Source organism: Streptomyces sp. NPDC042002 (genome assembly GCF_055588305.1).
In genome coordinates, this window is record NZ_JBVJCT010000009.1 from 133,836 (window position 1) to 144,907 (window position 11,072).

At 70.5% G+C, this 11,072-nt stretch carries 9 protein-coding genes; 1 reads left to right on the forward strand and 8 read right to left on the reverse strand.

What is annotated here, in order from left to right:
• Positions 1-172: 172 nt before the first annotated feature.
• The 8 genes from pyrF to pyrR form a co-directional block, all read right to left on the reverse strand.
• Positions 173-1,015 carry an orotidine-5'-phosphate decarboxylase gene (pyrF, locus tag ACZ6KY_RS16465; RefSeq protein ID WP_469310980.1) on the reverse strand — a complete coding sequence of 281 codons (843 nt, stop codon included), beginning with the start codon at positions 1,013-1,015 and terminating at the stop codon, positions 173-175.
• The gene (locus ACZ6KY_RS16470) at positions 1,012-2,118 is read right to left on the reverse strand and encodes a quinone-dependent dihydroorotate dehydrogenase (protein WP_469310981.1); all 1,107 of its coding nucleotides are present in this window, start codon (positions 2,116-2,118) and stop codon (positions 1,012-1,014) included. The genes pyrF and ACZ6KY_RS16470 overlap by 4 nt, the downstream gene beginning before the upstream one ends.
• A gap of 100 nt (positions 2,119-2,218) precedes the next feature.
• Positions 2,219-5,527 carry a carbamoyl-phosphate synthase large subunit gene (gene carB, locus ACZ6KY_RS16475; RefSeq protein ID WP_469310982.1) on the reverse strand — a complete coding sequence of 1,103 codons (3,309 nt, stop codon included), beginning with the start codon at positions 5,525-5,527 and terminating at the stop codon, positions 2,219-2,221.
• Entirely contained in the window at positions 5,520-6,692 is a 1,173-nt protein-coding gene (gene carA, locus ACZ6KY_RS16480) for a glutamine-hydrolyzing carbamoyl-phosphate synthase small subunit (protein ID WP_469310983.1), read from the reverse strand. Before carA ends, carB begins: the two co-directional genes overlap by 8 nt.
• Entirely contained in the window at positions 6,689-7,258 is a 570-nt protein-coding gene (locus ACZ6KY_RS16485) for a PH-like domain-containing protein (protein WP_469310984.1), read from the reverse strand. The genes carA and ACZ6KY_RS16485 overlap by 4 nt, the downstream gene beginning before the upstream one ends.
• Positions 7,255-8,541, reverse strand: a complete 1,287-nt coding sequence (locus tag ACZ6KY_RS16490) for a dihydroorotase (protein ID WP_469310985.1) — start codon at positions 8,539-8,541, stop codon at positions 7,255-7,257. The genes ACZ6KY_RS16485 and ACZ6KY_RS16490 overlap by 4 nt, the downstream gene beginning before the upstream one ends.
• Before the next feature lie 3 nt (positions 8,542-8,544).
• A complete protein-coding gene (locus ACZ6KY_RS16495; protein WP_469310986.1) occupies positions 8,545-9,522 on the reverse strand; it encodes an aspartate carbamoyltransferase catalytic subunit in 978 nt (325 codons plus the stop codon).
• 82 nt (positions 9,523-9,604) lie between these two features.
• On the reverse strand, positions 9,605-10,195 hold the full coding sequence (gene pyrR, locus ACZ6KY_RS16500) for a bifunctional pyr operon transcriptional regulator/uracil phosphoribosyltransferase PyrR (RefSeq protein WP_469310987.1): 591 nt from the start codon (positions 10,193-10,195) through the stop codon (positions 9,605-9,607).
• A gap of 245 nt (positions 10,196-10,440) precedes the next feature.
• Here pyrR and bldD point away from each other — a divergent pair, with 245 nt between their 5' ends.
• Entirely contained in the window at positions 10,441-10,941 is a 501-nt protein-coding gene (bldD, locus tag ACZ6KY_RS16505) for a transcriptional regulator BldD (RefSeq protein ID WP_037621142.1), read from the forward strand.
• Positions 10,942-11,072 lie beyond the last annotated feature (131 nt).

Sequence of the window (11,072 nt, forward strand, 5' to 3'; positions counted from 1 at the left end):
ACGGAGACTAGCGGGCAAGTGCGCCGGAGTCAGCGAGAACAGAGGAAAAGTCCTGGTCAGCCTCCCTGGGGCCCGACATTTCCGACATACCTCCCCGGATTTGAGAATGTATTCAGACTCGGGGCGCTCGGAAGGCACTCGCCGGAGGACTCTCGAACGGCTGTCGGAGGTCTCAGGCGGCCGCCACGGCCGCCCTGATCTCCTCCGCGAACCCCTCCGCCGACTCGCGCAGGGCCATGACGTCGGGACCGTGACGAAGGACACCCCGGCTCACGTTCGGGACGACATTGCGCACGGCGGACCCGAAGACGCCCGCCAGGTCGGCCGCGGCCGCTCCCTGGGCGCCGATGCCGGGTGCGAGGAGGGGGCCGTTGATGTCCAGGTCGTACGAGGAGAGATCGCCCAGCGTGGCGCCGACGACCGCTCCGAAGGAGCCGAGGGGCCTCTCGTCCGCGTTCTCGGCGGCCAGGTGCCCGAGCATCGTCGCCCCGACGGTGCGTCCGTCCGCGCGGACGGCGTGCTGCACCTCGCCGCCCTCCGGGTTGGAGGTGAGCGCGAGGACGAAGAGCCCGGCCCCGCTCTCGCGCGCCAGCTCCACCGCGGGTTTCAGCGAGCCGTAGCCCAGGTAGGGCGACACCGTCAGCGCGTCCGAGAAGAGCGGCGCGTCCTTGCGCAGGAAGGTCTCGGCGTACGCGGCCATGGTCGAGCCGATGTCGCCGCGCTTGGCGTCCATCACGACCAGCGCCCCGGCCGCCCGCGCCTGTTCGACCGACTTCTCCAGGACGGCGATCCCGCGCGACCCGAAGCGCTCGAAGAACGCGCTCTGCGGCTTCAGGACGGCGACCCGCTCGGCGAGCGCCTCGACGACCGTGCGGCTGAAACGCTCCAGACCCGCGATGTCGTCCCCGAGCCCCCAGTCGGCGAGCAGGGACGCGTGCGGGTCGATGCCCACGCACAGCGGACCGCGCTCGTCCATGGCGCGGCGAAGGCGCGCGCCGAAGGGTTCCAGGCTCATACGGACTTCCTCACGTCGGCGCCGACCGCGTCGGCGAGGGTGGCGTACGGGCTCGACCGCAGGCGGGCGGCGAGCCCCTTGTGGATGGCGCGGCCCCAGAAGGGACCCTCGTAGACGAAGGCGCTGTAGCCCTGGACCAGGGTGGCGCCGGCCAGGATGCGCTCCCAGGCGTCCTCGGCGTTCTCGACGCCGCCTACGCCCACCAGGGTGATGCGGTCGCCCACGCGCGCGTAGAGGCGGCGCAGCACCTCCAGGGAGCGCGCCTTGAGCGGCGCGCCGGAGAGACCGCCGGTCTCCTTCACGACAGAGGGGTCGGACGTCAGACCGAGCCCCTCGCGCGCGATGGTCGTGTTCGTGGCGATGATCCCGTCCAGGCCGAGTTCGACGGCGAGATCGGCGACCTCGTCGACGTCCTCGTCGGCGAGGTCGGGCGCGATCTTGACCAGGAGCGGGACGCGCCGGTCCGTGACGGCGCGGTCGGCGGCCTCGCGGACGGCGCTGAGCAGCGGGCGCAGCGCCTCGGTGGCCTGGAGGGCGCGCAGACCGGGGGTGTTCGGGGACGACACGTTCACGACGAGGTAGTCGGCGTGCCGGGCGAGCCGCTCGGCCGACTTCACGTAGTCGCCGACGGCCTCCGCCTCGGGGACGACCTTGGTCTTGCCGATGTTGACGCCCACGACGGTCCTGAAGACGGGCGTACGGGCCGCCAGGCGCTCGGAGACGGCCGCGGAGCCCTCGTTGTTGAATCCCATGCGGTTGATCAGCGCGCGGTCCGGCACGAGGCGGAACAGCCGCTTCTTGGGGTTGCCGGGCTGCGGCTCCCCGGTGACCGTGCCGATCTCGATGTGGTCGAAGCCCAGCATCGACATCCCGTCGATGGCCACGGCGTTCTTGTCGAAGCCCGCCGCGAGTCCGAAGGGGCCGTGCATGCGCAGCCCCAGCGCCTCGGTGCGCAGCTCCTTGTAGCGGGGCGCGAGCACGGCGGCGACGAAGGTGCGCAGGACGGGGACGCGGGCGACGAGGCGGATCCAGCGGAAGGCCAGGTGGTGGGCCTGCTCCGGGTCCATCCGCTGGAAGACCAGCTGGAAGAAGAGCTTGTACATGATCATGTCCTCGAAAGAGCCCGGTGAGGGGCGCCTCTTGAAGGGGCAAGGGGGGCTCATGCGGAGGGGGACACCGTTTCCGGTGTCCCCCTCTGGGCGGCTAGTCGCGCGCGGCGGTCAGATGCTCGGCGTGTTCCTGGAGCGAGCGCACGCCCACGTCACCGTGGTTGAGCGCGTCGATGCCCTGGACGGCGGCGGCGAGCGCCTGCACCGTCGTCAGGCACGGGACAGAGCGGGCCACGGCCGCCGTGCGGATCTCGTAGCCGTCGAGACGGCCGCCGGTGCCGTACGGCGTGTTGACGATGAGGTCGACCTCGCCGTCGTGGATGAGCTGGACGATCGTCTTCTCGCCGTTCGGGCCCTCGCCCTCGCTCTGCTTGCGCACGACCGTGGCGTGGATGCCGTTGCGCTTGAGGACCTCGGCCGTGCCGGAGGTGGCCATGAGCTCGAAGCCGTGGGCGACGAGTTCGCGCGCCGGGAAGATCATCGAGCGCTTGTCGCGGTTGGCGACCGAGATGAAGGCGCGGCCCTTGGTGGGCAGCGGGCCGTACGCGCCCGCCTGCGACTTGGCGTACGCCGTCCCGAACACCGAGTCGATGCCCATGACCTCGCCGGTGGAGCGCATCTCCGGGCCGAGCACCGTGTCGACACCGCGTCCGTGGATGTCGCGGAAGCGCGACCACGGCATGACGGCCTCCTTGACGGAGATCGGCGCGTCGAGCGGCAGGGTGCCGCCGTCGCCGTTCGCCGGAAGCAGGCCCTCGGCGCGCAGCTCGGCGACGGTCGCGCCCAGCGAGATACGGGCGGCGGCCTTCGCGAGCGGCACCGCGGTCGCCTTCGAGGTGAAGGGGACGGTGCGCGAGGCGCGCGGGTTGGCTTCGAGGACGTAGAGGATGTCGCCAGCCATCGCGAACTGGATGTTGATCAGACCGCGGACACCGACGCCCTTGGCGATGGCCTCCGTCGAGGCGCGCAGCCGCTTGATGTCGAATCCGCCGAGGGTGATCGGCGGGAGCGCGCACGCCGAGTCGCCGGAGTGGATGCCCGCCTCCTCGATGTGCTCCATGACGCCGCCGAGGTAGAGCTCCTCGCCGTCGTACAGCGCGTCGACGTCGATCTCGATCGCGTCGTCGAGGAACCGGTCGACCAGGACCGGCCGGGAGGGGCTGATCTCGGTCGACTCGGCGATGTACGAGGACAGCCGCGTCTCGTCGTACACGATCTCCATGCCGCGCCCGCCGAGGACGTACGAGGGCCGGACGAGGACGGGGTAGCCGATCTCGTCGGCGATGGCCTTGGCCTCGGTGAAGGTGGTGGCGGTGCCGTGCTTGGGGGCCGGCAGGCCCGCCTCCGCGAGGACGCGCCCGAAGGCGCCGCGGTCCTCGGCGGCGTGGATCGCCTCGGGCGGGGTGCCGACGACCGGCACGCCGTTGTCCTTGAGCGCCTGCGCCAGGCCGAGCGGGGTCTGGCCGCCGAGCTGCACGATCACACCGGCGATGGGACCGGCGAGCGACTCCGCGTGCACGATCTCCAGCACGTCCTCCAGCGTCAGCGGCTCGAAGTACAGGCGGTCGGAGGTGTCGTAGTCCGTGGAGACGGTCTCGGGGTTGCAGTTGACCATCACGGTCTCGTAGCCCGCGTCGCTGAGCGCGAAGGAGGCGTGGACGCAGGAGTAGTCGAACTCGATGCCCTGGCCGATGCGGTTCGGGCCGGAGCCGAGGATGATCACCGCGGGCTTCTCGCGCGGCGCGACCTCGGTCTCCTCGTCGTAGGAGGAGTAGAAGTACGGCGTCTTCGCCGCGAACTCGGCGGCGCAGGTGTCGACCGTCTTGTAGACCGGGCGCACGCCCAGCGCGTGCCGCACCTCGCGGACGACGTCCTCGCGCAGCCCGCGGATCTCGGCGATCTGGGCGTCGGAGAAGCCGTGCCGCTTGGCCTCGGCGAGCAGCTCGGGGTCGAGCTTGGCGGCGGCGGCCAGGTCGTCCGCGATCTCCTTGATCAGGAACAGCTGGTCGACGAACCACGGGTCGATCTTCGTGGACTCGAAGACCTCCTCCTGGGTGGCGCCCGCGCGGATGGCCTGCATGACGGTGTTGATGCGGCCGTCGGTGGGCCGGACGGCCTCGCGCAGCAGCTCGTCCTTGTCGCCGGGCTCACCCACGAAGGTGAACTGGCTGCCCTTCTTCTCCAGCGAGCGCAGCGCCTTCTGCAGCGCCTCGGTGAAGTTGCGGCCGATGGCCATGGCCTCGCCGACCGACTTCATGGTGGTCGTCAGGGTGGAGTCGGCGGACGGGAACTTCTCGAAGGCGAAGCGCGGGGCCTTCACGACGACGTAGTCGAGGGTCGGCTCGAAGGACGCCGGGGTCTTCTCGGTGATGTCGTTCGGGATCTCGTCGAGCGTGTAGCCGACGGCGAGCTTGGCCGCGATCTTGGCGATCGGGAAGCCGGTCGCCTTGGAGGCGAGCGCCGAGGACCGGGAGACGCGCGGGTTCATCTCGATGACGATGATGCGGCCGTCGACGGGGTTGACCGCGAACTGGATGTTGCAGCCGCCGGTGTCCACGCCGACCTCGCGGATGATCGCGATGCCGATGTCGCGCAGCCGCTGGTACTCGCGGTCGGTCAGCGTCATGGCCGGGGCGACGGTGATGGAGTCGCCGGTGTGGACGCCCATGGGGTCGAAGTTCTCGATGGAGCAGACGACCACGACGTTGTCGTTCTTGTCGCGCATCAGCTCCAGCTCGTACTCCTTCCAGCCGAGGATGGACTCCTCCAGGAGCACCTCGGTGGTCGGGGAGAGCGTGAGGCCCTGGCCTGCGATGCGGCGCAGCTCCTCCTCGTCGTGGGCGAAGCCGGAGCCGGCGCCGCCCATGGTGAAGGAGGGGCGGACGACGACGGGGTAGCCGCCGAGCGTCTCGACGCCGTTGATGACGTCGTCCATGGTGTGGCAGATGACGGACAGGGCGGATTCGCCGTGGCCGATCTTCTCGCGCACGGCCTCGACGACGCCCTTGAAGAGGTCGCGGTCCTCGCCCTTGTTGATCGCCTCGATGTTGGCACCGATCAGCTCGACGCCGTACTTCTCCAGCACACCCTGCTCGTGCATGGAGATCGCGGTGTTGAGGGCCGTCTGGCCGCCGAGGGTCGGCAGCAGGACGTCCGGGCGCTCCTTGGCGATGATCTTCTCGACGAACTCGGGGGTGATCGGCTCGACGTAGGTGGCGTCGGCGATCTCCGGGTCGGTCATGATCGTCGCCGGGTTGGAGTTGACGAGGATGACCCGCAGGCCCTCGGCGCGCAGGACGCGGCACGCCTGGGTGCCGGAGTAGTCGAACTCGGCGGCCTGGCCGATGACGATCGGGCCGGAGCCGATGACCAGGACGGACTGGATATCGGTGCGCTTAGGCACGCTGGCCCTCCATCAGGACTGTTTCCATCAAAGACGTGAAGCGGTCGAACAGGTAGGCGGCGTCGTGCGGGCCCGCTGCCGCTTCGGGGTGGTACTGGACGCTGAAGGCCGGCTGGTCGAGCAGGTGGAGGCCCTCCACCACGTTGTCGTTGAGGCAGACGTGGGAGACCTCGGCGCGGCCGTAGGGGGTCTGGGAGACCTCGTCGAGCGGGGCGTCGACGGCGAAGCCGTGGTTGTGCGCGGTGACCTCGACCTTGCCGGTCGTACGGTCCTGCACCGGCTGGTTGATGCCGCGGTGGCCGTACTTCAGCTTGTACGTGCCGAAGCCGAGGGCCCGGCCGAGGATCTGGTTGCCGAAGCAGATGCCGAAGAGCGGGGTCTTCCGGGCGAGGACTTCCCGCATGACGGCGACGGGACCGTCGGCGGTCGCCGGGTCGCCGGGGCCGTTGGAGAAGAAGACGCCGTCGGGGTTCACGGCGTAGATGTCCTCGGCGGTGGCCGTCGCGGGCAGCACGTGCACCTCGATGCCGCGTTCGGCCATCCGGTGCGGGGTCATGCCCTTGATGCCCAGGTCGACGGCGGCGACGGTGAACTTCTTCGTGCCGATGGCGGGGACGACGTACGTCTCCTTGGTGGCGACCTCGGCGGCGAGGTTCGCGCCCTTCATCTCGGGCGCCTGGCGCACCTCGGCGAGCATGGTGCCCGCGTCGGGCAGCGCGTTGCCGGAGAAGATGCCGACGCGCATGGCGCCGCGCTCGCGCAGATGCCGGGTGAGGGCGCGGGTGTCGATACCGCTGATGCCGACGACGCCCTGGGTGCGCAGTTCCTCGTCCAGGGAGCGCCGCGAGCGCCAGTTGGAGGGCACGCGCGCGGGGTCGCGGACGACGTATCCGGCGACCCAGATCCGCTTCGACTCGGGGTCCTCGTCGTTGACGCCGGTGTTGCCGACGTGCGGGGCGGTCATCACGACGACCTGGCGGTGGTACGACGGGTCGGTGAGGGTCTCCTGGTAGCCGGTCATGCCGGTGGAGAACACCGCTTCGCCGAAGGTCACCCCCACGGCCCCGTAGGCGCGGCCGCGGAAGACCCGGCCGTCCTCCAGGACGAGTACGGCGGGAAGCGCCTTTTCCCTCTGCGAGGCGTTCCCCTGAGTGGAGGTCGTCATCGTGCGCCTTCCGTTTCCGTCTTGTTGATCATGTCGTTCAGGGTGTCGGCCCATTCGTTGTGCTCGGCCGCGCGGTCCGAGCGGAAACCGGAGTCGAGGAGCCTGTCGCCGTGCGCCCAGGTGACGACGAGGAGTCCGCCCTCGGTGAGGACCTTGCCCGCGATGCCCTTGTCGAGCCGGGCCTCGCGCAGTTGAGAGGCCGGGATGAAGAAGTCGTCCGCTCCGGGGCGTACGACGTCCAGTCCCGCGTCCGTCAGGGTGAGCTCGGCCCGGCTGCGGGTGCCCAGGCCGTGCGCCACGATGCGGTCGAGCCACTGCCCGGCGGTGGTGGAGCCGTGGTAGCGGCCGCTCATGCCCAGTCTCACCGGCCCGGGGTCTTCCGGCGCGGTGGGCAGCTCGGGCAGGTCGCCCTGGAGGGTGCCGCGCCACTTCCAGCCCTCGCGCATCAGCCAGTAGACGAGCGCGACGAACAGGGCGAGGCCGACGAGCCAGCCGATCCGGGCGGACCAGTCGGTCACTTCCGCCGACTTCTGTCCGGCGGCGGCCAGGGAGATGAGAGGTGTCACGCGAGCTTCCCGTCGACGAGGGTGGCCTTGCCCCGCAGCCAGGTGTGGGTGACCCTGCCCGGCAGCTCACGACCCTCGTAGGGGGTGTTGCGGCTGCGCGAGGCGAAGCCAGCGGGGTCCACCGCCCCACGGTATGCCGTGTCGACCAGCGTGAGGTTGGCGGGCTCGCCTGCCGAGACGGGACGTCCGTGGCCCGCGGCCCGGCCGATCGCGGCGGGCTTGACGGACATCCGGTCGGCGACACCGGCCCAGTCGAGCAGTCCGGTCTCGACCATCGTCTGCTGGACGACGGACAGCGCGGTCTCCAGGCCGACCATGCCCATGGCGGCGGCGGCCCACTCGCAGTCCTTGTCCTCGTGCGGGTGCGGCGCGTGGTCGGTCGCGACGATGTCGATCGTGCCGTCGGCGAGCGCCTCGCGCAGCGCCATGACGTCCCGCTCGGTGCGCAGCGGCGGGTTGACCTTGTAGACCGGGTTGTACGAACGCACCAGTTCGTCGGTGAGGAGCAGGTGGTGCGGGGTGACCTCGGCGGTGACGTCGATGCCGCGGGACTTGGCCCAGCGGACGATCTCGACGGACCCGGCGGTCGACAGGTGGCAGATGTGGACGCGGGAGCCGACGTGCTCGGCGAGCAGGACGTCGCGGGCGATGATCGATTCCTCGGCCACCGCGGGCCAGCCGCCGAGTCCGAGCTCGGCGGAGACGACGCCCTCGTTCATCTGGGCGCCCTCGGTGAGGCGGGGCTCCTGGGCGTGCTGGGCGACGACGCCGCCGAAGGCCTTCACGTACTCCAGCGCGCGGCGCATGATCACCGCGTCGTCGACGCACTTGCCGTCGTCGGAGAAGACCGTGACACCGGCCGCGGACTCGTGCATCGCGCCCAGTTCGGCGAGCTTCTTGCCCTCAAGGCCGACGGTGACGGCGCCGATCGGCTGCACGTCGCAGTAGCCGTGCTCCTGGCCGAGCCGGTAGACCTGCTCGACCACGCCGGCCGTGTCGGCGACCGGGAAGGTGTTGGCCATGGCGAACACGGCCGTGAAACCGCCGCTCGCCGCCGCGCGCGTGCCGGTCAGCACGGTCTCGGAGTCCTCGCGGCCGGGCTCGCGCAGATGGGTGTGCAGGTCGACGAGGCCCGGCAGCAGCACCTTGCCGTCGGCCTCGACGACCTCCGCGCCTTCGCCGGACAGTCCGGTACCGACCTCGGCGACGGTCTCGCCGTCGATCAGGACGTCCTGCGGCTCGCCGCCGAGCACCCTCGCACCACGGATCAGGATCTTGCTCATGTGTTACTTCTCCTCGGTACGGGTGTGGGTGACGGCGGGCTCGTTGCCGCCCAGGAGCAGGTACAGGACGGCCATCCGGATGGAGACACCGTTGGCGACCTGCTCGACGACGGTGCAGCGCTCGGAGTCGGCGACCTCGGCGGTGATCTCCATGCCGCGGACCATCGGACCGGGGTGCATGACGATGGCGTGTTCCGGCATTTTCGCCATGCGCTCGCCGTCGAGCCCGTAGCGACGCGAGTACTCGCGCTCGGTCGGGAAGAACGCCGCGTTCATCCGCTCGCGCTGCACGCGCAGCATCATCACGGCGTCGGACTTGGAGAGGGTGCTGTCGAGGTCGTACGAGATCTCGCAGGGCCAGGCCTCCACGCCGACCGGCACCAGGGTGGGCGGCGCGACGAGGGTGACCTCGGCGCCGAGGGTGTGCAGCAGGTCGACGTTGGAGCGGGCGACGCGGCTGTGCAGGACGTCGCCGACGATCGTGATGCGTTTGCCGGCCAGGTCCTGGCCGATCCCGGCGTCCCGGCCGACGAGGCGGCGGCGCATGGTGAAGGCGTCGAGCAGGGCCTGCGTGGGGTGCTGGTGGGTGCCGTCGCCCGCGTTGATGACGACGGCGTCGATCCAGCCGGAGGTGGCGAGCCGGTACGGGGCTCCGGAGGCGCCGTGCCGGATGACGACGGCGTCGACCCCCATGGCCTCCAGGGTCTGGGCGGTGTCCTTGAGGGACTCGCCCTTGGAGACGCTCGACCCCTTGGCGGTGAAGTTGATGACGTCCGCGGAGAGGCGCTTCTCGGCGGCCTCGAAGGAGATCCGGGTCCGGGTCGAGTCCTCGAAGAAGAGGTTGACGACGGTGCGGCCGCGCAGGGTCGGCAGCTTCTTGATCGGCCGGTCGGCGACCCGGGCCATCTCCTCGGCGGTGTCGAGGATCAGGACGGCGTCGTCGCGGGTGAGGTCGGCGGCCGAGATGAGATGACGCTGCATCTGTCAGGCTCCGTAAGGAAGTTCAGGGAGGATTCGGGCATGCGGGCGCGCGGGAGCGCACTCGGTGGCGGGGACCGGAGTGCTACTGGGGCTCGCCCGGGGAGGTCCGCTTGGCACCGAGCAGCACGGTGTCGCGACCGTCCTCCTCGGCGAGCTGGACCTTGACCGTCTCCCGCAACGACGTGGGGAGGTTCTTGCCGACGTAGTCGGCGCGGATGGGCAGTTCGCGGTGGCCCCGGTCGACCAGGACGGCGAGCTGCACGGCGCGCGGGCGGCCGATGTCGTTCAGCGCGTCGAGCGCGGCCCGGATGGTGCGGCCGGAGAAGAGCACGTCGTCGACGAGGACGACGAGGCGGCCGTCGATGCCGTCACCGGGGATCTCGGTGCGGGCCAGCGCACGCGGCGGATGCATGCGCAGGTCGTCGCGGTACATGGTGATGTCCAGGGAGCCGACCGGGATCTTGCGGCCGGTGATCTCCTGGAGCTTCTCGGCCAGCCTGCGGGCGAGGAACACACCCCGGGTCGGAATGCCGAGGAGCACCACGTCGTCGGCGCCCTTGGCGCGTTCGACGATCTCGTGGGCGATGCGCGTCAGCACCCGTTCGATGTCGGGAGCCTCCAGAACGGGCCGCGCATCGGCTTCGTACTGCTGCCTGTCGTGCTGAGTGTCCATAGGAAACGGACCTCCTTCTCCGCCTCACGGGACGGATCATTAAAGGACGTCGGAATTGCGCCATCAACGCTACCAGCCCGGCAACGCACCTGATCACATCCCTTTGAGCCACCTCCGGCGACACCCGTGCGGGGGCCGGTCGAAAATCCTTCGGCTTGACGGGGGAGAGTAACGCTGCGTAACCTCACAGTGAGTCACCAGCCGCGCGGCGGAGCCGCACGTTGATACAGCGTCCGGGGAGCTATATGTCCAGCGAATACGCCAAACAGCTCGGGGCCAAGCTCCGCGCCATCCGCACCCAGCAGGGCCTTTCCCTCCATGGCGTCGAGGAGAAGTCCCAGGGACGCTGGAAGGCGGTCGTGGTCGGTTCGTACGAGCGCGGCGACCGCGCCGTCACCGTACAGCGCCTCGCCGAACTGGCGGACTTCTACGGGGTTCCGGTCCAGGAGCTGCTGCCCGGGACCACGCCGGGCGGGGCCGCCGAGCCGCCGCCGAAGCTGGTCCTCGACCTTGAGCGGCTGGCGCACGTGCCGGCCGAGAAGGCGGGCCCGCTGCAGCGCTACGCGGCGACGATCCAGTCCCAGCGCGGCGACTACAACGGCAAGGTGCTGTCGATCCGCCAGGACGACCTGCGCACCCTCGCCGTGATCTACGACCAGTCCCCCTCGGTCCTGACCGAGCAGCTGATCAGCTGGGGCGTCCTGGACGCGGACGCGCGCCGCGCGGTCGCCCACGACGAGGGCTGAATCCCTTAGGACAGCTCTGCAGAAACGTGGGGGGGGGGGGGGGGGGGGGGGGGGGGGGGGGGGGGGGGGGGGGAGGGGGGGGCGGGGGGGGGGGGGGGGGGGGGGGGGGGGGGGGGAGAGAGAAGACAGAA

Coding starts and splice junctions, on each gene's coding strand:
- pyrR (WP_469310987.1), bottom strand. CDS start 10,195: ATGGACACTCAGCACGACAGGCAGCAGTACGAAGCCGATGCGCGGCCC.
- ACZ6KY_RS16470 (WP_469310981.1), bottom strand. CDS start 2,118: ATGTACAAGCTCTTCTTCCAGCTGGTCTTCCAGCGGATGGACCCGGAG.
- bldD (WP_037621142.1), top strand. CDS start 10,441: ATGTCCAGCGAATACGCCAAACAGCTCGGGGCCAAGCTCCGCGCCATC.
- carA (WP_469310983.1), bottom strand. CDS start 6,692: ATGACGACCTCCACTCAGGGGAACGCCTCGCAGAGGGAAAAGGCGCTT.
- ACZ6KY_RS16495 (WP_469310986.1), bottom strand. CDS start 9,522: ATGCAGCGTCATCTCATCTCGGCCGCCGACCTCACCCGCGACGACGCC.
- pyrF (WP_469310980.1), bottom strand. CDS start 1,015: ATGAGCCTGGAACCCTTCGGCGCGCGCCTTCGCCGCGCCATGGACGAG.
- ACZ6KY_RS16490 (WP_469310985.1), bottom strand. CDS start 8,541: ATGAGCAAGATCCTGATCCGTGGTGCGAGGGTGCTCGGCGGCGAGCCG.